General features: G+C 40.7%; 19 protein-coding genes, 2 tRNA genes and 4 pseudogenes. 20 read left to right on the top strand and 5 right to left on the bottom strand.

Annotated features, from left to right (window positions below):
- The first annotated feature begins 51 nt into the window (after window positions 1-51).
- The 18 genes and pseudogenes from BA1_RS14905 to BA1_RS19100 all read left to right on the top strand — a co-directional run bounded on the left by BA1_RS14905 (window position 52) and on the right by BA1_RS19100 (window position 14,131).
- Window positions 52-136: transfer RNA gene (locus tag BA1_RS14905), tRNA-Tyr, on the top strand.
- Between the two features lie 4 nt (window positions 137-140).
- Window positions 141-212 (top strand) — tRNA-Gln (locus tag BA1_RS14900).
- 142 nt (window positions 213-354) lie between these two features.
- A complete protein-coding gene (gene rocF, locus BA1_RS14895; RefSeq protein ID WP_008360591.1) occupies window positions 355-1,266 on the top strand; it encodes an arginase in 912 nt (303 codons plus the stop codon).
- Window positions 1,267-1,449: 183 nt separating this feature from the next.
- Window positions 1,450-2,013, top strand: coding sequence for an RNA polymerase sigma factor SigW (sigW, locus tag BA1_RS14890; protein WP_007498553.1), 564 nt, complete (start codon window positions 1,450-1,452; stop codon window positions 2,011-2,013).
- Between the two features lie 14 nt (window positions 2,014-2,027).
- Entirely contained in the window at window positions 2,028-2,654 is a 627-nt protein-coding gene (gene rsiW / locus BA1_RS14885) for an anti-sigma-W factor RsiW (protein ID WP_008360589.1), read from the top strand.
- 204 nt (window positions 2,655-2,858) lie between these two features.
- Entirely contained in the window at window positions 2,859-3,680 is an 822-nt protein-coding gene (gene cdaA, locus BA1_RS14880) for a diadenylate cyclase CdaA (RefSeq protein ID WP_008360587.1), read from the top strand.
- Complete coding sequence (locus BA1_RS14875; RefSeq protein WP_008360585.1) at window positions 3,673-5,079, top strand: CdaR family protein; 1,407 nt, start codon at window positions 3,673-3,675, stop codon at window positions 5,077-5,079. Before cdaA ends, BA1_RS14875 begins: the two co-directional genes overlap by 8 nt.
- Window positions 5,080-5,104: 25 nt before the next feature.
- Window positions 5,105-6,451: a phosphoglucosamine mutase gene (glmM, locus tag BA1_RS14870; RefSeq protein ID WP_008360584.1), complete on the top strand. Its 1,347-nt coding sequence runs from the start codon at window positions 5,105-5,107 to the stop codon at window positions 6,449-6,451.
- Between the two features lie 575 nt (window positions 6,452-7,026).
- Window positions 7,027-8,829, top strand: coding sequence for a glutamine--fructose-6-phosphate transaminase (isomerizing) (glmS, locus tag BA1_RS14865; protein ID WP_008360582.1), 1,803 nt, complete (start codon window positions 7,027-7,029; stop codon window positions 8,827-8,829).
- Between the two features lie 62 nt (window positions 8,830-8,891).
- On the top strand, window positions 8,892-9,236 hold the full coding sequence (locus BA1_RS14860; RefSeq protein WP_008360580.1) for a hypothetical protein: 345 nt from the start codon (window positions 8,892-8,894) through the stop codon (window positions 9,234-9,236).
- 171 nt (window positions 9,237-9,407) lie between these two features.
- Window positions 9,408-9,764 carry a DUF2200 domain-containing protein gene (locus tag BA1_RS14855; RefSeq protein ID WP_008360577.1) on the top strand — a complete coding sequence of 119 codons (357 nt, stop codon included), beginning with the start codon at window positions 9,408-9,410 and terminating at the stop codon, window positions 9,762-9,764.
- A gap of 34 nt (window positions 9,765-9,798) precedes the next feature.
- A pseudogene (locus tag BA1_RS14850) lies at window positions 9,799-10,086 on the top strand (PadR family transcriptional regulator); the annotation flags it as partial.
- Window positions 10,087-10,214: 128 nt separating this feature from the next.
- On the top strand, window positions 10,215-10,625 hold the full coding sequence (locus tag BA1_RS14845) for a RidA family protein (RefSeq protein WP_008360572.1): 411 nt from the start codon (window positions 10,215-10,217) through the stop codon (window positions 10,623-10,625).
- A 222-nt stretch (window positions 10,626-10,847) separates the two neighbouring features.
- Complete coding sequence (locus BA1_RS14840; RefSeq protein WP_008360569.1) at window positions 10,848-11,570, top strand: ABC transporter ATP-binding protein; 723 nt, start codon at window positions 10,848-10,850, stop codon at window positions 11,568-11,570.
- On the top strand, window positions 11,563-12,984 hold the full coding sequence (skfF, locus tag BA1_RS14835) for a sporulation killing factor system integral membrane protein (protein WP_008360567.1): 1,422 nt from the start codon (window positions 11,563-11,565) through the stop codon (window positions 12,982-12,984). The genes BA1_RS14840 and skfF overlap by 8 nt, the downstream gene beginning before the upstream one ends.
- Window positions 12,985-13,002: 18 nt before the next feature.
- Window positions 13,003-13,518: a HEAT repeat domain-containing protein gene (locus tag BA1_RS14830; RefSeq protein ID WP_008360565.1), complete on the top strand. Its 516-nt coding sequence runs from the start codon at window positions 13,003-13,005 to the stop codon at window positions 13,516-13,518.
- Window positions 13,518-13,937: a TlpA family protein disulfide reductase gene (locus BA1_RS14825; RefSeq protein WP_008360563.1), complete on the top strand. Its 420-nt coding sequence runs from the start codon at window positions 13,518-13,520 to the stop codon at window positions 13,935-13,937. The genes BA1_RS14830 and BA1_RS14825 overlap by 1 nt, the downstream gene beginning before the upstream one ends.
- Before the next feature lie 26 nt (window positions 13,938-13,963).
- Window positions 13,964-14,131: a hypothetical protein gene (locus tag BA1_RS19100; protein WP_008360560.1), complete on the top strand. Its 168-nt coding sequence runs from the start codon at window positions 13,964-13,966 to the stop codon at window positions 14,129-14,131.
- A gap of 77 nt (window positions 14,132-14,208) precedes the next feature.
- Here BA1_RS19100 and BA1_RS19870 read toward each other — a convergent pair.
- Together BA1_RS19870 and BA1_RS19865 are read right to left on the bottom strand one after the other, a co-directional pair.
- Window positions 14,209-15,972, bottom strand: a pseudogene (locus tag BA1_RS19870) (thioester reductase domain-containing protein); the annotation flags it as partial.
- Window positions 15,973-15,993: 21 nt separating this feature from the next.
- Window positions 15,994-17,127 (bottom strand): annotated as a pseudogene (locus tag BA1_RS19865) (amino acid adenylation domain-containing protein); the annotation flags it as partial.
- Between the two features lie 469 nt (window positions 17,128-17,596).
- Here BA1_RS19865 and BA1_RS14810 point away from each other — a divergent pair.
- Together BA1_RS14810 and BA1_RS14805 are read left to right on the top strand one after the other, a co-directional pair.
- Window positions 17,597-18,724 carry a DUF418 domain-containing protein gene (locus BA1_RS14810; protein ID WP_034739666.1) on the top strand — a complete coding sequence of 376 codons (1,128 nt, stop codon included), beginning with the start codon at window positions 17,597-17,599 and terminating at the stop codon, window positions 18,722-18,724.
- Between the two features lie 365 nt (window positions 18,725-19,089).
- The gene (locus BA1_RS14805; protein WP_008360553.1) at window positions 19,090-20,310 is read left to right on the top strand and encodes an MFS transporter; all 1,221 of its coding nucleotides are present in this window, start codon (window positions 19,090-19,092) and stop codon (window positions 20,308-20,310) included.
- Window positions 20,311-20,401: 91 nt separating this feature from the next.
- On the opposite strand, the gene BA1_RS14800 is transcribed toward BA1_RS14805, so the two are convergent.
- From BA1_RS14800 to BA1_RS19560, 3 genes and pseudogenes are all read right to left on the bottom strand, one after another.
- Complete coding sequence (locus BA1_RS14800) at window positions 20,402-21,301, bottom strand: Fe(II)-2OG oxygenase family protein (protein ID WP_237739232.1); 900 nt, start codon at window positions 21,299-21,301, stop codon at window positions 20,402-20,404.
- A 368-nt stretch (window positions 21,302-21,669) separates the two neighbouring features.
- A complete protein-coding gene (locus tag BA1_RS14795; RefSeq protein WP_082194758.1) occupies window positions 21,670-21,849 on the bottom strand; it encodes a hypothetical protein in 180 nt (59 codons plus the stop codon).
- Between the two features lie 89 nt (window positions 21,850-21,938).
- Window positions 21,939-22,247: pseudogene (locus BA1_RS19560) on the bottom strand (hypothetical protein); the annotation flags it as partial.

Here is a 22,247-nt window from a genome sequence, read left to right as displayed (position 1 = left end):
GGGTTCAAGTCCTCTTGCCGGCACTGTTTTTTCTTTATCAATTCCATATGTGGAGGGGTAGCGAAGTGGCTAAACGCGGCGGACTGTAAATCCGCTCCCTCCGGGTTCGGCGGTTCGAATCCGCCCCCCTCCACCATTTTTGGGCTATAGCCAAGCGGTAAGGCAACGGACTTTGACTCCGTCATGCGTTGGTTCGAATCCAGCTAGCCCAGTAAGACACCTTTTTGAAAAAGGTGTCTTTTTTTTTACGATGTTTTTAGAAAGAATGTATAACTATTCAAAATGTTGTTGAGTTGAGTCAGCAGGCATGAAGAAAGTAAAATATAAGCATGAACGGAAAGGGGATGTACATACATGGGAGAAAAAAAGAAGGTCACGATGATCGGGGTTCCAATGGATTTGGGTCAAATGAGAAGGGGCGTCGATATGGGACCGAGTGCGATTCGATGTGCTGGCGTAAAGGAAAAATTGGAATCGCTTTCATTCGAAGTGGAGGATCTTGGGGATATACCAGTCGAGCAAAGGGACGATGAGAAAGGTCTCTATACAAGTGAAAAGCTAAAAAACTTAACGGAGAATGCTGGTGCGAATCAGCTTCTTGCTGAAAAGGTCAGCAGTATTGTGCAGTCAGGTTCGTTTCCACTGATTTTAGGCGGGGATCACAGCATTGCGATAGGCACACTTGCCGGTGTAGCGAAGCATTATGAAAATTTGGGTGTCATTTGGTATGATGCGCACGGTGATTTAAATACAGAGGAAACCTCTCCTTCTGGAAATATTCATGGCATGCCGCTTGCAGTCAGTCTCGGCCTTGGGCATGCTGATTTAACGAATATTGGCGGTTATACGCCTAAAGTGAAGCCTGAGAATGTGATCTTAATTGGTGCTCGTTCCTTAGATGAAGGAGAGCGGGCATTGATTAGAGAAAAAGGGATTAAAGTGTATACGATGCATGAAATTGATCGTTTAGGGATGACAAGAGTGATGGAGGAAGCCATTGCATATTTAAAGGAAAGAACAGACGGTGTTCACCTGTCGCTTGATTTAGATGGGTTAGATCCAGTGGAATGTCCTGGTGTAGGAACGCCGGTTGCAGGCGGCATCAGTTACCGGGAGAGTCACCTTGCAATGGAGCTTTTAGAGGAAGCGGGTATTTTGACTTCAGCTGAATTTGTTGAGGTGAATCCGGTATTAGATGAGAAAAATAAAACAGCTGAAGTGGCTGTTGCGTTAATTGGTTCTTTAATGGGCGAAAAGCTGTTGTAGAGCGGGAATTGTTCCCGTTCTTTTTTGTTTTGGGGAAATTTAAGGATATGTTAAGGTTTTTACCGGCTGATAAGCGCAACACGCTGTCAAAAATTTGTTACACTATTTTTTAGAGGAGAATGAAACCTTTTGGAAAGAGGTTCGTATACATAAAGACCGGTGAAGGCAGAGGTTGAATATACTATGGAAACAATGATTAAAAAGAGAATTAAGCAAGTGAAAAAAGGCGACCAGAACGCATTTGCAGACATCGTAGACCTGTATAAGGACAAAATTTATCAGCTGTGCTATCGTATGCTTGGGAATGCACATGAAGCAGAGGATATTGCGCAGGAGGCATTTATTCGTGCCTATGTGAATATTGAGAGCTTTGATGTGAATCGTAAATTTTCCACGTGGCTGTACCGCATTGCAACCAACCTGACCATCGACCGTATTCGTAAAAAAAAGCCGGATTATTATTTAGATGCAGAGGTGGCAGGAACAGAAGGACTGAATATGTATTCTCAAATTGCTGCTGATGGCATTTTGCCAGAGGATGAGGTGGTGTCGCTTGAATTATCGAGCACCATTCAGCAAAAAATTCTAAGATTACCCGATAAATATCGTTCGGTCATTGTATTAAAGTATATTGATGAACTCTCGTTAAAAGAAATTAGTGAGATTCTGAATATACCAGTTGGTACGGTGAAAACGAGAATACACAGGGGTAGAGAGGCTCTCCGGAAACAGTTGAGAGACCTTTGAGTGAGGTGGTTTTGATGAGCTGTCAGGAAAGAATCGTCCTGCTTATGCATCAGTATTTAGACGGGGACATTGAGCCCGAAGATGAAAAAGAATTAAAGAGCCATCTGCAATCGTGTGAGGAATGCCGTACTCATTTTCAACAAATTGAGAAATCCATCGCGCTCGTGCAGAGTACATCTCATATAGAAGCACCATCTGATTTCACTGCAAAGGTGATGGCAGGTCTCCCAAAAGAGAAAAAGCGTGTGTCGGTTCAAAGATGGATCAAAGCTCACCCGCTGATGGTAGCCGCTGCCCTCTTTGTCATATTGATGGGAGGCAGTCTGTTTACAAGCTGGAATACGGATCATAATTTCAGTGTGTCAAAGCAGCCGAATCTCGTAGTTGAAAATGATACAGTGATTGTACCTAAAGGGGAAACCGTCAAAGGTGATGTCACTGTCAAAAATGGCAAGCTGATTGTAGAAGGCAAGGTTGATGGTAACGTAACAGTCGTCAATGGGGAACAGCTGACTGCTTCTGCCGGACAAGTCACTGGTCAAATCAATGAAATTAATGAAGTGTTTGATTGGGTCTGGTACAAAATGAAATCCACAGCACAAGACGTGATGCGGGTCATTGGACCAGAGGAGCAAAAGTAAATCAAACGGCTTGAGAGCAGTCTCTAAGGGGACTGCTCTTTTTCTATACATGAACCAAGCTTGGAGGCAGCCATATATGGCAACTATTTTCCTTGCTGAAACAAAATGTGATATAATAGCCACGCTATGTATTACACATAGGCTCTTTTTTTATAAAAAAATGAATCAAACGAAGAATAACTGAAAATTCTGGAGGACGAGGAAATGGCTTTAGGGGATATTCCTTTTTTGCAGTACCTCGGTAATGCTGTTGATATTCTCGTTGTTTGGTATGTGATATATAAATTAATGATGGTCATCCGCGGAACAAAAGCGGTTCAGCTTTTAAAGGGAATTGTCGTCATTGTTCTCGTCAGGATGGGAAGTGCGTATCTCGGTCTTAACACACTTCAGTGGCTGATGGATCAAGCGATTACGTGGGGGTTCCTTGCGATCATTATTATTTTTCAGCCAGAGCTAAGGAGAGCGCTTGAGCAGCTTGGGCGCGGCCGTTTCTTTTCAAGAAGCGGGACACCTGTAGAGGAACAGCAGCAGAAAACGATCGAGGCAATTACAAAAGCAATTAACTATATGGCAAAACGAAGAATAGGAGCGCTGCTGACAATTGAGCGTGATACTGGGATGAATGATTACATAGAGACCGGAATTCCTTTGAATGCAAAGGTGAGTTCTGAGCTGCTGATTAATATTTTCATTCCGAATACACCGCTTCATGACGGCGCTGTGATTATGAAGCGTGATGAGATTGCAGCTGCGGCTTGTTATTTACCGCTGTCAGAAAGTCCTTTTATTTCAAAGGAGCTCGGCACACGTCACCGAGCGGCAGTTGGTATTAGTGAAGTGACAGACAGCTTAACCGTCATCGTCTCCGAGGAGACAGGCGGTATAAGTGTCGCAAGAAATGGTGATCTCCATCGAGAATTGACAGAAGAAGCGCTTGAAGAAATGCTGGTTGCTGAATTTAGTAAGAACAGCAAAGATGCTTCCTCGACCAAATGGTATTGGAGGGGCAAGAAAAATGGATAAGATTTTGAATAATCGCTGGGCCGTTAAGTTTCTTGCATTGGTCTTCGCTTTATTGCTGTATGGTGCAGTCAATTCAGCGCAAGCGCCCACGCCGAAAAAAATCGGTGAATCCTTTTTCCCAACATCGACAACAGATGAAGCAACCTTAACGGACATTCCTGTTAAAGCGTATTATGATGACGAGAAGTATGTCGTCACTGGTGTGCCGCAGACAGTCAATGTCACAATTAAAGGTTCAACAAGTGCTGTGAAAACAGCAAGACAAACAAAGAACTTTGAAATTTACGCAGATATGCAAAAGCTGACGACAGGTACACATAAAGTGGAGCTGAAGGCGAGAGATGTATCAAAAGGGATCACATTAACGATTAATCCGTCTGTGACAACTGTGACGATACAAGAAAAAACGACAGCTGAATTCCCTGTTGAAACAGAATTTTATAATCAAAATAAAATCAAAGACGGCTATTCACCAGAGCAGCCTATTGTGAATCCGAAAAAGGTCACTGTCACTGGCTCAAAAGACGTGATCGACAAAATTTCTGTCATAAAGGCATTTGTGAACTTAGAGGGTGTCGATCAGCAAATCGAGAAAGAAGCGAAGTTGACTGTTTATGATAGTAGCGGAAATGAACTGCCGGTCGAAGTAAGTCCGTCTGTGGTAGATATTACGGTCCCGATTACGAGTCCGAGCAAGAAAGTCCCGTTTAAGATTGAGCGGACGGGCAGCTTACCGGATGGAATCAGTATTTCAAGCATTGAGACAAGCCCAAGTGAGGTCACGGTTTACGGTTCTCAAAAGGTACTGGATGCACTTGATTTTATTGATGGCGTTAAGCTGGACCTAAGCAAAATCAAAGATGATACGGAGATTGATGCCAACATCCCACTGCCAGATGGTGTGAAAAAGGTATCACCTGAAACCGTTAAGATCAAAGTGAAGGTTGCAACAGCTAAAGAAAAAAAGATTGATAATGTCCCGATTTCTGTCGTGGGCCTGAGCAAGGATCTCAGCTCTGAATTTGTGAGTCCGTCTTCTGGGCGTCTCACGTTAACAGCAAAAGGGTCAAAGAGTGCAATTGATAAACTAAAGGCTTCAGATATTGAAGCCTATATCAATGTGGGGGACTTAAACGAAGGGACACATGAGGTCAAAGTACAAGTGAATGGCCCTCAAAATGTGACGTGGACATTATCTAGATCGAAGGTCAAAGTGAAACTGACTTCTACTGATACAGAAGATCAGCCGGCTTCTACGAATGATCGGAAAGATCAATCATCCGATGATGATCAGGAAGAGAAGAGTCAAAAGGAATCAACACAAGATAAAGCAAAAAAAGAATCGAGTCAAAGACAGCGGGTCAAAGAAGATAACAAAGAGGACGCAGCGTCCTCTTGAATGGTAAAAAAGGAGCGATTGAGACATGGGCAAGTACTTTGGAACTGATGGTGTAAGGGGTGTGGCTAATAGCGAATTAACGCCAGAGCTCGCATTTAAAATTGGGAGATTTGGCGGCTATGTGCTCACGAAGGATAAAGAACGTCCAAAGGTACTCGTTGGACGAGACACGCGTGTATCTGGTCATATGTTAGAAGGAGCACTCGTAGCCGGCTTACTTTCAATTGGGGCTGAAGTCATGCGTTTAGGTGTGATCTCAACACCTGGTGTGTCTTATTTAACGAAGGCAATGGATGCAGAAGCAGGTGTCATGATTTCAGCTTCTCACAACCCAGTTCAAGACAACGGAATTAAATTTTTCGGTGGTGATGGCTTTAAGCTGTCAGATGAACAGGAAAATGAAATTGAGCAGCTAATGGATCAGCCAGTCGATCAACTGCCACGTCCAGTTGGAGCCGATCTTGGAACGGTGAATGACTACTTTGAAGGCGGTCAGAAATACTTGCAATTCTTGAAGCAGACAGCGGATGAGGATTTCACAGGTATTCACGTGGCGCTTGACTGTGCACACGGTGCAACATCTTCTCTTGCGACACATTTATTTGCGGATTTAGATGCAGATGTGTCAACAATGGGGACATCACCGAATGGATTGAATATCAACGATGGCGTAGGTTCTACTCACCCAGAGGCTCTTTCTGCTTTTGTGAAAGAAAAAGGAGCGGATATTGGTCTTGCGTTTGATGGTGATGGTGACCGCTTAATTGCAGTCGATGAAAAAGGTGATATTGTAGACGGCGATCAAATTATGTACATATGTGCACGTTATCTAAAGGGTGAAGGCCGATTGAAGGATGACACGGTCGTGTCAACGGTCATGAGTAACCTTGGTTTCTATAAAGCGCTTGAGAAGCAAGGCATTAAGAGCATTCAAACCGCTGTTGGTGACCGCTATGTGGTCGAGGCGATGAAAAAGGATGGCTATAATGTCGGAGGCGAGCAATCAGGCCATTTGATTTTCCTTGATTATAATACGACAGGTGATGGCATGCTTTCTGCGATCATGCTGGTGAATACACTAAAAGCAACAGGAAAAACATTATCAGAGCTTGCGGCTGAAATGGAAAAGTTCCCGCAGCTTCTAGTGAATGTGAAGGTATCTGATAAGTATAAAGTGGAAGAAAATGAGAAAGTGAAAGCTGTGATTCAAGAGGTTGAAAAAGAGATGAACGGTGACGGCCGCATCCTTGTTCGTCCATCAGGAACAGAGCCGCTTGTACGTGTCATGGCAGAGGCGAAGACAAAAGAGCTGTGTGATGAATACGTGGCTCGCATTACGGCTGTTGTCAAAGAAGAAATGGGTATTGAGTAATAGGTTGAAGCAAATCGCAAAGCTGCGGTTTGCTTTTTTTTGAATAAACGTCATAAGAGGAGGGCTCTTTACGAATGATATAAGCGAGGGCAACTTGCTGCTTGCTTTCATACATAAGAGAGCACATCAAAGGTAGAACGTGACAAGCCTCATCGCATATAGTGTATGGAGGTCTCACCTTCTAAAATGAAGGGGATCACCTGCTACATTGTGATTGACGGAGGTCAGACCTTATAGTACAATCATCCTTGTGTTACTGGATTTTTATTCTAGCAGGAAAGGCAGGGTAGATGTTCAGCCACTCTTATAATTATAGCGCCCGAACTAAGCGATCGAACGACAGATGCTTAGTTGACGAGGATGGAGGTTATCGAATTTTCGGCGGATGCCTCCCGGCTGTTCAAAAATAGAGATCACAGCCGTAAGTGTTTCTTTAAAGCAAAGAGGTGACTCTTTGTACAAAGGGAATACACATGATCTCCCAAAATAAACATGTAGAGAGGGACGAAGAAATGTCCCTTCTATTTTAGTAGGCTTTCTTTGTTCCTTTCACATGATCGGGAGGAAGAATATTTATGTGTGGAATCGTAGGTTATATTGGTCAGAATGATGCGAAGGAAATCTTATTAAAAGGTTTAGAGAAGCTTGAGTACCGCGGGTATGACTCAGCAGGTATCGCTGTAGCGAACGAAGAAGGCGTGCATGTGTTCAAAGAAAAAGGACGTATCGCTGAGCTTCGTGAAGTCGTTGATGCAAACGTGGCATCTTCAGCAGGAATCGGACATACACGCTGGGCAACACACGGTGTACCAAGCCATCTAAATGCGCATCCGCATCAAAGTGCTTCTGGCCGTTTTACGCTTGTTCATAACGGTGTCATCGAGAACTATGTACAATTGACACGCGAATATTTACAAGACGTCACACTAAAAAGCGACACAGATACAGAGGTTGTTGTTCAAGTTATCGAACAATTTGTGAATAGAGGTCTTGATACAGAGGAAGCTTTCCGTCAAACGCTTCTTCAACTAAAAGGCTCATACGCAATTGCCCTTTTCGATAACGAAAACAAAGAAACAATCTATGTGGCGAAAAACAAAAGCCCGTTATTGGTTGGTTTCGGCGAAGATTTCAACGTTGTGGCTTCTGACGCAATGGCGATGCTTCAAGTAACAAACGAATATGCGGAATTAATGGATAAAGAAATGGTCATTGTCACAAAAGACGAGGTGATCATCAAAAACCTTGATGGTGATATTATGACACGTCCTTCTTATATCGCTGAGCTGGATGCAAGCGACATTGAGAAAGGCACATATCCTCACTACATGTTAAAAGAAACGGATGAACAGCCGCTTGTCATGCGCAAAATCATCCAAGAATATCAAGACGAAAACGGCAAACTGTCAGTCGCTGGCGATATCGCAAGCGCAGTAGCAGAAGCAGACCGCATTTATATTGTGGCTTGCGGAACGAGCTACCATGCTGGACTTGTTGGTAAACAATATATTGAAGACTGGGCAAAAGTACCTGTAGAAGTCCATGTGGCAAGTGAATTCTCTTACAACATGCCGCTTCTATCGAAAAAGCCGTTGTTCATCTTTCTTTCTCAATCTGGGGAGACTGCGGACAGCCGTGCTGTACTTGTTCAAGTCAAAGAACTTGGTCATAAAGCATTAACGATCACAAACGTACCAGGATCTACGCTTTCTCGTGAAGCAGACTTCACATTGCTTCTTCATGCAGGACCAGAAATCGCAGTGGCTTCAACAAAAGCTTACACAGCACAAATCGCTGTTCTTGCGATCCTTGCATCCGTTGCAGCTGAATTAAATGGTCAATCTCTTGACTTTGATCTTGTGAAAGAGCTTGGGATTGTGGCAAACGCAATGGAAGCCCTAGTCGATCAAAAGGATGAAATGGAACAAATCGCTCGTGACTTCTTCACAGTGACACGTAACGCATTCTTTATCGGAAGAGGACTTGATTACTATGTGTGCCTTGAAGGTTCACTCAAACTAAAAGAGATCTCTTACATCCAAGCAGAAGGATTTGCTGGCGGAGAACTCAAACACGGCACCATTGCTTTAATAGAAGAAGGCACACCGGTCATTGCCCTTGCCACACAAGAGCACGTGAACCTCAGCATTCGCGGTAACGTCAAAGAAGTCGTTGCACGTGGGGCAAACCCATGTGTCATCTCACTAAAAGGCCTAGAAGACGAAGGCGACCGTTTCGTCCTTCCAGCTGTACACCCAGCACTTGCACCACTTGCATCTGTTGTCCCATTGCAGCTGATCGCATACTACGCAGCCCTTCACCGTGGGTGTGATGTGGATAAACCACGTAACCTTGCGAAGAGTGTGACGGTGGAGTAGGATTTAAATAAAATCGGATTTTTGATACCCCTTTAGATATCATTGTCTAAAGGGGTATTTTTGTGTTAAAAGAACTAGAAACTGATAGATTTGATAGTAAGCTGATTTTTGATTTAAGGGTACATTATTTCAAGCTTTCTTTACAAAATATTGATCGTTTTCAAGGGGGAGATGTCATTTTTATTCGATACTTAAAAAAGGAAAAATGGGGAATTGCTTTTTTCTTAATTGTTTATATCGCATTGTTTATTAGTTCTTATTTGTTGATTGGCGGTCCTGCAACGATTGAAGGACCAATTTGTGTATTCCTTGGATTTTGTATCGTTCAATTTCTTAAATATAGAGCTTTCAAAAAAGAGGAGAGAAATAAAAGGCGAAATATCAAAAGTTTATATCATCGTTTATAAGTTGTATTGATAATTATAATTTCACATTGAATATAATGTGCTATGTTCATTAAAGATAGAATGCCGAACTGGATTGAAAATAAAGGGAATAAGGCATTCTATCCATGAGAGAGTCTCACCTTGCTGAAGCAATACAAGGTCATTATTTTACCAAGAAAGAGAGAATGACACATGATCAAACCTAAAATTTACACAATGAGCTTTGCAAAAGTCTATCCTCTCTATGTCGCAAAGGCAGAGAGAAAGGAACGAACGAAGGCTGAAGTTGATAGGATTATTTGTTGGTTAACGGGGTACAGTCCAGAAGAGTTAGAGCAACAGTTGGACAAACAGATAGACGTTGAAACCTTTTTTGCTGAGGCTCCAGAGCTGCATCCTTCACGTAACTTAATTAAAGGAGTCATCTGTGGTGTTCGGGTAGAGGACATTGAGGAAGAAACGATGAAAAACATTCGGTATCTAGATAAGCTGATTGATGAGTTAGCGAAAGGAAAGACGATGGAAAAGATTTTGCTAGGTTCATCATAAGCATCACAAGCAATCCAAATGAACGCATCTTCACTTGGAATCATGGCTATTGGAGCCTGTTCCGTATCATGCTGCAAAGGATGATTTTCATTTTAAATGTGGCTGTGCACGGAAAATCAGATTGCATCAGGAAAAAGAAATGCTTCAGCAGCAGAAAGCCGTCATCATGAAAGATGTGATGGAACTCACGAAGCTGAAAACGGAATGTCTCGTTCAAGGCGATGAGAACAGGTACTTATTGATTTCTGGCACGCTGCTCCATTTAGAAGCGGATTTGAATTGGATTCATCAAATTGAGCATCGGAGCGGTGCATCATTTTAAAGTGGTCTTTCTGTTGAAGAAAGGCCTTTTTTATTTCGCTTCGATCGGAGCATAAACAGATAGGGTGGGCAGAAAGTTTGGTATGATAAGTGTAAATTGATTGTATTTTCAGAAAAGGGGTTTGATTAATGAAAATATCACGTAATCCTGAGACCATTCATGCGCCAGTTGCACCGTACATCCATCAAATAGAAACAACAGGGCCGCAGCGGTGGTTAACTTTATCAGGGCAAGTGGGGATGGAAGTCGATGGAACCATCCCAGCGAACCCAATGGAGCAGCTCAAACTAGCGTTAGAGAATGTAAAACGCAATGTAGAAGCGGCAGAAATGAAAGTGGAAGATATAACGAAGCTTGTTTTTTATATAGTAGGTGATTTTGATGCAGAGAGCAGAAAACGAATCATTGGTCAGTTTTTAGGGGATCATCTGCCTTGTATGACGATGGTTTATGTGGTGGCTTTGGCTTCTCCTGCTTTAAAGGTAGAGGTGGATGCGTGGGCATGTCGGGATATGGACTCGGTTGATGATTCGGTTTAATGGAATGTTTATTAAATAGATAAAAGGTTGGGGATGAATGATGCCCAATCTTTTTTTGTTTTGTTATCTTTTAAGTTTAATATATTACCTCAATCCTCTTACCTTGTTATTCTCTATATGGTAATATCAGGGTAAATGATGAGTGGGTCTAATTACATTTACATTCCATCGTAAAAACACCATAGATTAGCATACATCACTCTAATAAAAGGGAGAGATTTGATGCCATTCATGGAGGTTCAGAATGTAAGCAAACGATATAGCAATGGTGACGGGATAGAGGGTCTTTCATTTTCCATTGAAGCAGGGGAGGTTGTGGCGCTGCTTGGGCCTAATGGTGCTGGGAAGACGACAACCATTCGATGTTTAACGGGTCTCTATCAACCTGATCATGGGGAGATTCTCATAGAGGGTTTTCCTCCTGGTCATTCCTATGTCCAAAAACAAGTAGCTCTTATTCCTGATCAGCCATATTTGTACCCAGAATTAACGGTTGCTGAACATATTCAATTCCGTGCAAGGGGCTATCATAAAGGTTTAAAACAGATCAAAGAAAAGGTATATGAAGCGTTGAAAGAAGTACATATGGAAATGAAGATGAACGAACTGTGCGGAAGGCTTTCAAGAGGCCAAAAACAGCGTGTTGTCTTAGCAGGGGCCATTGTGCAAGATGCCTCCCTTTTTATTTTAGATGAACCGACTGTAGGGTTAGATATCCCTTCAAAACAATGGCTGTCAGATTGGCTGATACAAAAGAGCCGTCAAGGTGGTTCGGTCTTTGTGTCCACTCATAGTCTGGAGTTTGTTCTTGATACGGCTAGCAGGGTGATATTGATTCGAGACGGTGCCATCATGAAAAGTATCGCTGTTCCTAAGCGGCAGGAAGAACAGATGAAGTGGCGGGAAGAAGTCATTCAACTTCTAGGGGAGTGGTCTAGTGAATAACACGCTCTCCCTTTTATGGATGAAATCCCAAAGACGCTTAATCAGTAAACATCAAGAAAAGAAAATGCCCTTTCTGATCTTGCTGCTTATGATTGCTGCCATTGGTTTTCAGCTGAGCGCAGTCTCAAGTATAGGCGATTGGAATGCAAGTACCGCTGGATGGATCATTGTCGTTTTATTTGTTCTTTATACTGGCTTTGGCTTGTTCTCGAATCGGCTGCCTAGTCAGATGAACGATATCATGTGGTTGTATGGAAATGGTGCTTCCTTATGGACGGTTGTAATGAGTGTATGGGTATATCACATTCTTTGGCGATGTGCTTTTCTCATTGTTTCTGCTGTGATGGCTGATATTCTTCTTCTTTGTTTGACGCAGCAGTACTTTTTTCTACTTGGCAAATCACTCCTGTTGACAGGACTGTTATGTATGGTCGAAACATGGATGATTGCGGTATCTTGTGCAAGAACCATTCAAGTATATAAGCGGGTGCTCTTCATTGGTTTTATACTGATGTTTGGCTGTCTTGCATTACTCATTCTGAATCAATTGATATTGAAACAGTCGTATCTTATGGAGATATCTGCTTCTTTTATGTTTCAAGTCGGGCGCAGGATAGAGGAGTTTTCATTCCTTTCTGTATGGCTCTTGCTTGGAGTGATGATTCTATCTTTCATGATGATGTACAGGTCGACTCATCGTATAGAGATGATGGAGTCGTTAGTCAAAGAGGCAGCATTTTGGGAGGAATTTGAGGGGAAAGAGGTTCATTCACATCCAATAAGACCAAAGAAAAGCAAGACGTGGTGGGGGCTTTCAACATTAACGGGCATCTGGGCTTTCCTTTGGCTAGAAATATTGATGATCAAAAAGTATGCTACCTTCCACCTGTTATCTACCATGCTGTTGATCGGTACTTACTATGTCGTCAGTTCTTATTTTTCAGATTGGTTGACTCTATTCTTTCTGGTCATTGGTGCATCTGTCCTGTTCAGTTCATATTACGCTGGGATTGTAAGACACGGGCAAACGGGAGTACTGTATCTTTTTCCGGGTGCTTTATATCAAAAGATTCTTCTATTAGAAGTGTTTCAAACCTTTTGGTTATATGGGGTCTACTTGATTTCTCTTGTCTTGTTAGAGATTCAAGATGTATTGTATTGGACCGTTTATGGGGGCGGGGGTTATATATGGTTTTTGGCCATACGGCTCTTTGCCTTTATGCAGCCTTTGAGACGAGAAACGAGTCTTTCTTTGGGCATCTATTATCGATCATTGCTCATCGGATTTGTCATAAGTGCTGTGGTCATCGTTGGTATTCATTTGTTCACTGATGGCTGGTTTACAGCGATGACATGTTTATTTGCAGGATTTGTATGCTATGTCATTTGTTATCGATGCCGTGGGACTCATTAAAAAGAGGAGTTGATTGTCATGAAGCCAGAAGATAAGCTATCCCAATCGGTTCAGCGTTTGGTCAATACCAATGAAGTAACAATCGTTCAAGCGATGGGAGAATTGAGGAGATCTGGAAAAGAGGCAGTGCCGGTGCTTGTTGAAGCTTTAAAAGAAGAGGGTTCTTTACGGAACATTGCAGCAGCGGTTCTTGGTGAATTTGGAGCAGATGCAGGGGATGCAGCAGAAGCTCTTGCCAAACTGTTAGAAAGTGAAGAAGAGGAGACAAGAATGGCGGCTGCGATCTCACTCATGAGAATTGGTCAGCCTAGTTTGCCATTTCTTCTGCCTTTGGCAAAACGCTATGAGGGTCCTACTTGTTTTTGGGCATCGTGGTGTATCTCTTGGATTGACCCATCAAAAATCGAAAAAAATATGTATGAGTGCCTAAAACAGGAAAAAGAGAATCCATCAGGGAATGTGGCCCCTTTTGCCGCAGAGGAAGCATTAGGAAAAATCATCGCTTTTCAATTAAAAGAAAAGGGGGATGAATAATGGAAACGCAAATCCTCAAATGGCCAGAGCATCTTCCTTGGATTCATCCTTCAGATCAGCGGTGTTTATCTGAAGGACTGAATCACCTTCTTTATTTTTGGTCAGTCAATTGTCCTCATTGTGAAGAATTAACCGAGCATATTCTATATAGTGTGGATCAGCTGGGTATCCATTTAACCTGTGTCCATGTGCCATATACGGAAGAAGAAAAATCGATAGAGGTTGTTTCAGAATATGCAGAGGAAAAGAATCTGACAGCTCCCATTGTGTTGGATCAAGATTATGAGATTGTCACAACATATAAGATTCAAGGATTGCCAAGCTTTTGCCTCATAGATAAAGAGGGACAATTAATCGATCGAAAAATGGGAGATACCGGCTGGGAAAAATTATTGAAAAAACTAGAAAAACAACCTTGATTAGGGGTATGGTGGAGGAGAGCGTAATGGGTATCTTTTATGCAGGTGTTGGAGCGGTTTTGCTGATTCTCATGATGCTGAAATGGCTGCCGATTTCAGCAGACTGGGAGCTGTCGTTGATTTTGTTCGGATTGGGGATTTTGTTTTATGTGAGGCGTGTGCTTTGGAAAGCGGAAAAAGATCATAAGCCATGAGTTTAAGTGGAATGAATAAAAGATTGGATTCAACATCCAATCCTTTATCTTAAACACAAGGTTGTATGGGAATGCTTTTACTGCCTCAGAGCAGTGTTGGAATCTATTTTCTCTAGAAATCCAATGTCCTCCATATACTTGAAATAGCGTTTGATTAATTGATCATCCATCTGGGGATAGATGATTCCATGTGCTTGCAGAACTGTTTGAGTATTGGTTGAGTCAAAGTGCGCCATGTTTTCGTATAATTCCCAGACTGTTTTGTTTTGTTCTACCTTTTCAGTGAGCATTGGTAGAAATGGCGTAAGGGCGTTGCTAGCGTGTTGGCTGCTTACCTTAATGAGTGCTTCTACCCAATCGTCATAGGCTTTCTTTTCTAATGGATAGCCTATTTTGTCTGTGATTTTTTGGAAAAATTCACCTAATTCCATGCTTTCTTCTTGAGGCGGGACGAGGTGATAGGCTTTGCCGAAGTTGGCTGGATCTTTGCATATGGTTGTAATGGCTTTTGAGACAAAGTCGACGGGTACGAATTCTTTTCGTTGATTCGGCAGCTCACCGTACGCCTTTAGCTGGATGCATCCTTTGATCAGTCTAGCCATGTAATCCTCTGTATTATGAACGCCTGTTTGGCTGTCGCCCATGATGAAGCCGGGGCGAAGGACTGTGATCGGCACGCCGCGTTTTTTTGCTTCCCACATGATTTTTTCTGCCACCCATTTGCTTTGAGAGTACCCAATGTCCTTTTCCACAATAGGAAGATAAGCATCGATGGGTGTATCTTCAAACAGAACGGCTGTGCCATCTAGATACCCGGCAGGCCCAAATATGGCAATGGTCGATAGGAAATGAACAGGCTTTACCTGTTCTGTGCAGGCGAGTTTGATGATATTTTCTGTGCCGGTGACATTTGTATCCTTGTGCATGTGATAGGGCTGAACGTAATTGACTTTTGCTCCATTATGATAGATGGCATCAATGGTTTGGGCGAGTTGTTGAAATTCCTCTGTTGAGAGCCCTAGTTGAGGCTTGTCCAAGTAACCTACAATCGGTTTTAGTTGTTTCAGATAATGTTCGTCCCATAGGTGATATTTCTCCATATTTACTTGTATTCTCTGTCTTGCGTGCTGTTTGTCTCTTGCTCTGATCACACAATAGATTTGGATGGAGGGATTCATTCGAACAAGCTCTTTAATGAGATAAGCGCCTAGAAAGCCGGTTGCTCCTGTTAATAAGACGGCATTCTGTTGAAATGAACTAGATTGGAAGGGTTGTTTCGGTTGAATTTTTTCATTTAAAAAGCCTTCTGATTTGAGCTGTTGTTTCGTCTTAGGTGTTTGCTCTTGTAGCATACAATTCATTTGCTTGATGGTGGGATATTCATAAAGGGTGCTGGCAGGTAGTTCAACGTGTAATGTTTCCTGCATACGCATTAAGGTTTTGGCTGCAAGGATGGAGTTTCCTCCTAAGTCGAAGAAGTGATCATTTGTGCCAATTGGCTCTACCTTTAATAGATCCGTCCATATTTCGCAGAGTGTTTCTTCGATTCGATTGGTTGGTGCGACATATTCAGTTTGCAGGTTTGGCCGTTCGAAATGGTGTTTTGGTAGTGCCGTTCGATCTACTTTCCCATTTGTGGTCATAGGGAAATCTGTCAAAAGAACATAATGGGCAGGACGCATGAAATCAGGGAATGTTTGCTTTGCATAAGATTGAATGGTAGTTAGATCCCATGTCTTTTTATTGGACGGAATGATGTATGCAATGATGCGTTTATCACCAGATGTCACCTCGGAGGCTGTTACCAAACAGGATTTGACACTTGGATGCTGGATCAGCACATGTTCAATCTCGCTAAGCTCAATACGAAACCCTCTAATTTTGACTTGGTCATCCTTTCTACCAATATATTCAATCAGGCCATCAGGTTGTTGTCGAACAAGATCCCCTGTTTTGTAATAGGTTCTTCCATCCCGTTTGATGAAACGTTCCTTTGTCAGGTTTTCTCTCCGCCAGTACCCTAGTGCTAACCCATTTCCTGAAGTGATAAGTTCCCCTATTTGTCCTTGTGGGACAGATTCACCTTGTTCATTTGTGATGTCTATAATGGTTCCTGCTACAGGCCTGCCAATCGGTATACTGACTTGGTCATCCCATGTGTTGGGCAGTTGAAAGGTTGTTGTGAAAATGGTGTTTTCTGTCGGTCCATAGCCATTAATAATGGTTGTATTTGGGATGTTTTTTAATGCTTGAGAAACGACATGAGGAGACATGACATCCCCACCAGATACGATGTATTTCACTGATTTGAGCTCGTTCAGGTGTGACTCCATCATCAAGTTGAACAATCCAGTTGTTAAAAAAAGAATCGATACATCAAAGTCTTTAATGGTTTGACTGACGAGTTCAGGTGTCAGCTTTCCAGAATGAGGAATAGCGAGTGTCGCTCCATTTAATAAAGCGCACCATATTTCAAATGTAGAGGAATCAAAAGAGATGGTAGACAGTAATGCCAACGTATCAGAAGAATCAATGGGTAGAAATGAAGGCTGATGTGTTAGGTGCATAATACATCTATGTGTAATGACAACACCTTTTGGTTTGCCTGTTGTGCCAGAGGTATACATGATGTATGCGGGATCAGAAGGTTTGATATCAATGGCCGGATTGGACGATGGTTGCGTAAGGATGTGACGTTTTTCTTTATCTAAGTAGATCGTAGGAATAGGCAAGGAAGCCGGGCTTGTAGTGACATGTGATGTTGTGAGTAAAAAGGATAGTTCGGCATCTTCCATCATAAATTGAATGCGTTCACTAGGGTATTGCATGTCTATAGGCACATAAACGGCTCCTATTTTGGTAATAGCCAGAATAGAGACAATCAATTGCGGTGATCTTTCTAAGGCTAGGCCGATATGAGATGCTTTCGTTACACCCATGCTGATCAGATAATGAGCTAACTGGTTACTTTGTTCCTCAAGTTCAGCATATGTCATGTTCTGATGGATGCACGCTAAAGCTGTATGATGCGGTGTATGAGTGGCGTGGTGTCTGACGATATCACATAAATGTTGAGTGTTCATCATGATATTCCCCCTCTAGAATTTGATAGATTAGGAAAGTGATTCCTAAATCCACCCAAAGTGTATATCATGAAATATCCCATGTCAATGAAGGGAATATCCATAATAAAATGTAAAATTTATATAATAATTGAAATAATAAGCAGATATATTGTGCTATTTAGAGATAAAATGTAAGGGACACTCGGCTTTTTCCTTGAATGAGCGTTGTGTTCATCAAGGTGAGATAAAATAGGGGGAAATTGAACCATAATATAGGGTGGATTCACTGATGGGATGATAGATTACTTTTTTATTAGAAATATATATACGTATTTCAAAATAATTTGGTAAAATATACAGGTATGTCTCAAATTTGTTATATTTTTAAGGAGCTGTCGTGTTGAAGGGATCTAGGGTGGAGTTCATTGATAGTTTACGTGGTTTTAGTTTATTAGGTATTTTGATTGTGAATATGCTTAATTTTCAATATGATTATGATTTTGAGAAGATGTTTGATCCGAGCATGTGGGGGCAGGAATTCGGGGTATATGTGACGGAGATTTTGTTCCAGGGATCGTTTTATCCGATCTTTTCCTTTTTGTTTGGGTATTCTTTTATCAAGCTGATTGAATCTACAAAGGCCAAGGGGCTGAATACGAATGCTATTTTCGTCCGCCGCGGTTTTGGTCTTATTGTGCTTGGGATGCTACATTACATATTTATTTGGAATGGTGACATTCTTCTTTATTATGGAGCTTGTACGTTTTTCTTGATGATGTTTTTGAGCAGCCGGATCAAAACAATGCTTATTTGGTCGGGTGTGTTAGGGGCATTGTCATTAGTGGTTGTGCCGTACTTGATGAACCTTGTTTATGGGAATGATGATTTTTTAACCGATGTGTATGCGAAGGGTGCATATGGAGATATCTTGTTGAGCCGGATTACGGTTGAAGACGATATGGTGATTGTGACCATAATTCTGGCGATCGTGACCATTACGCTTATGCCGATACTAGGGTTTCTTTTCGGTACGATGATGGTTGGTCCATTTGCACTGCTTGGCATGGCCATTGGGAAAAAAGGTCATTTGACAGAAGAAGATCGAGGCATGGCTTATCGTAAAGGCTGGGTTGGGGTGATTGTGATCGGGCTCGCCTTAAAATGTGCGACGTTCATTGATGCCCCTTGGAGTGAAATGGTGATTACGCTGGGGGCTTATGTCCTGACGATCGGTTATATTCAAGCCTTTATTGTTTTTTACTATTCAAAGGCTGCTCAAGGTTTGAAACGTCTGCTTGCAGGACTTGGCCGGTTGTCTTTATCAAACTATTTAGCGCAATCGGTTATTTGTACAACGATTTTCTATTCTTACGGACTTGGTTTATTTGGACAAATCGGTTCAATATTTGGACTGCTGCTTGCTGTCGGACTTTACACAGCACAGCTGCTCATCAGCTATCTCTATTTGAAAAAGTGGAGAAGAGGGCCTGTGGAATGGCTTATGGGAAAATGGGTGTATTGGAGATAAAGCATTTTCTTAAAACATGAACAGGTAATGAGTTTATGATTGAGAATAGAGCACTTTCAGACTGTAATCTCCCATGACTTCTTTTAGGAATACTCATAATTAATTTTTACTAATCATGAGTATTGGAAAAAATAAATATGTATCAATAAGGGTTCAACTTAATTGAATCTAAGAACTATTCCTGCTAGGGTGACGATTGAATTTTATGAATTTCTCTGCCACTTATACAGGTCACCGTTATATAACATCCATCCAGTATATTTTAAATCGGATAGAAAATTTAAAAATTTCATTCAAACTTCTTTTTATTTTTGAGATAATGACATAAAGTTTACATATTTAGAATAAAAAGAGAGATGGGTTACATGTCACAAATTAAAGCTAATCATGAAAAGGCGAGCTATAGATGGATTATACTCATAATAGCTACCTTTTCACAAACGTGTGCAACATTTGTAAATTACGGAGTAGGTCCTTTAGCAACATTTTGTCAAGAAATATATAACTTATCACAATTTCAAACAGGTTTAATTGTATCAGCTGTAAATATTGGTCCTATATTCTCTATGCTAATATTTGGTAACATAATGGATAAATACGGTGAGCGTTGGGTTGTAGGAATAGGATCAATTTTATTAGGGCTTACCATGTTAATAACACTTCCTATTAATGAATATGTATACCTTTTGATTGTTCTTGCTTTTGTCGGGGTTTGGTATGGGACGGCTCAACCAGGGGGGAGCAGCGCAATTATCAATTGGTTCCCTAAAAATAAAAACAGAGGACTTGCAATGGGGATTCGTCAAACTGGAATACCACTTGGTGGTGCTTTAGCTTCAACATCTCTCCCTTTTTTCTTTTATAATTATGGTTTATCTTCAGCTAAATTAACACAAGCTATTGTAGCAATTGCAGGTGGTATCATCTTTTCAATTTTCTACAAAGATCATGGAATGACTGTGCAAAGACAACAGAATTATCGTTTTTTGGAGAAAATGAATAAGATCAAAGCAAAATCGAGTCTTTATCCAGTATTTTTTATTGGAATGGGTATGATTTCTTTACAATTAATAATATTAGCTCACCTGATGAGTTATCTAAGCAATACTTTACATATATCATTAAATATTTCTGGAACGTTGTTAAGTGTTGTTTTAATTGGTGGTGCAATTGGAAGGATAATGTTAGCATGGATTAGTGACAATTTGTTTAATGGAAATAGGAGTAAGCCATTACAACTTACAATATTATTAACTGTCATTATTTTAATGGTTCTAGTCTATTTTTTAAATCATCTTCCACTATGGGGAATTTATATAATTTGTTTCATTTTAGGTTTTTTAGGAGTGGGATGGTACAGTTTATTTATTGTGCTAATGTCTGAAAAAGCAGATAAAGAGTTTATTGGGTTAACTGTAAGCTTTGGCTTAACTTTAAATCAAATTTTTATTGTGCTAGCACCCTCCCTATTTGGCTTATCAGTGGACTATTTTAATGGATATAAACTACCGTTCTTCCTATTAATATTGTTTATATCAATAGGGGGCATATGGCTTAATTTATCCGAAAGAAAGAATAAATTTTAAACTCAAAAAAAACTGAAAACGTACCTCTAAAATAGAAAAAGAAAACGCCATAGAATCAAAATTGGGTCATTCTATGGCGTTTTCACACTCGCTAGTGATTTAAAGCAAGTTTAAAGACTCGATCTTTAACAGGTTCTAGAGTACGATGATTCCATAAATCAGGTGCTATAAAAATCCGCTGCAACCACCGAACTGGGTTACCTGATTTATCCAAAGTAGGTTTGAAGGCATCTCTTGAATGAAATGTAAATCGATTATTAATATACACCAGACGACCTGGAATAACATCAATACCAAATGAAACTTTGCGAATCGCATTTCTAAAATTTTCTAATGATGTAGCTGCCAAGTTATTAACAGGTGCTACCATATCTGGATAAAATGCAGCTGTAACCTCTGGTAAATCAATTGTTCCTTTTATAATTGGTGAAGGACTTGTCTCTTGTAATTCGACCGGCGTTGAAACCCTCCAGCGATACGGGACTTTAATTCGATAAAGAGGCTGACTTAATTGTTCAATATCTTGCTCGGACAAGAGTCTTAATGCTTGCCGTGCGTCAGACAAACGTGTAAGAGGCTTTTTTGGATCGTTATTTACACCTGTAAGAAGTAATCCGGATGGTGAAAAATTATTAGTTCCCATAAACTTTAATGCAGCATTTTCAATATGAAAATCCAACTCAAACTCAGAGCCAAGTCCTGTATATTCTTTTTTTGCTTTTAGGCTTGGTATTAAGTTATTAACAATATTTTGGCCTTCATGAAACATGGAATAAGGTTCTCCAATTAGTGATCCAATCGCAATTATGAGGTTTTCACTTATAAATCCAGACTTAGCCTCTAGGGGGATATCTTGAGAATCTGGTGTGAATCTAACTTCTTTATCTGTTGGAAGATTTTCGAAAATAATATATGGAGCTGGTTTCAATGAGGTTTTCTGTTGATTGAGAAATTTTACAATTCCTTTCGGAAGAACTCGCATTGCTATCATTCGAACTTCTGTTATGTAATCTGTATTTCCTGTTGGATCTTACTGAATCTGATTTAATTCGTTAAATAAAAAGTCCCGTTCCTCATTACTAAGAGTGAAGATAAACGATTTGTTAACAAGATTTTCCTTACTAATTACATAAGAGTTCATAATTACCAAGCACCTTTCCATTATTTTGTTTGAAGGAATTTTTTTCTATAAATCCCAAATATATTGTATTCTAACTCGTTAGAATTTTCAATGTTTATAGATAATTCCAATGAAAAATATAGAAATATTTATAGAAGAAGATTTATTACGTATATCTTGATAGTTTAAAAGTATTTTTGATTTCTTTGTAAAGCGCTGAACGTGATATGTGAGTAATCTCAATCCAATCGATTTACACCAGCCATGACAGTGAGTGAAAAATCGTTATAAGGGCTTTTATTCGATAAATCAAGCGAGCTATCTTTTAGAGATTCTAAATTTGCTTTCTTTTCTTTAATGATTGCAATAAGTTCAAACAAGTCTTTGGAACTTAGACAAATTATTAATTCATGCTTCAACAAATCATCCAGTAAAAGAAGAAGAAAGGAAGATTGCTCATAAGGCTATGGAAATCAATATTGGTCAAACCATGATGGAAGAAGCTATATTAGGTATTGCCTATCAGCAGATGGCGAATGAAACACAATGGAGAAAATATGAAGATGCCATGAATCGATCTCAAGCTACAATAGTAAAATTCCAGCTTAAGCTTGCTCTTTCCTCTTAATGGTGGGACGACGGGAGCATCTCTTTTTTTATCTGTCACCAGTTTTTCAAGTGGCTTTGTCGCAGAAAAATCTCGTTTCAAGTGATTTTCTGCGATGTAATCAGATTGATCGGTTTGCTTACGCTTTTTCATTTTCACACGACACTGCAAACCGTAGGTCTTGGTATTCAGGTCCTTTACCGTATGAAT

Source organism: Bacillus xiamenensis (genome assembly GCF_000300535.1).
In the GTDB taxonomy this organism is placed as follows: domain Bacteria; phylum Bacillota; class Bacilli; order Bacillales; family Bacillaceae; genus Bacillus; species Bacillus xiamenensis.
Note: the sequence above shows the minus strand (reverse complement) of the source record. Positions and strands in the feature narration are given on the sequence as shown.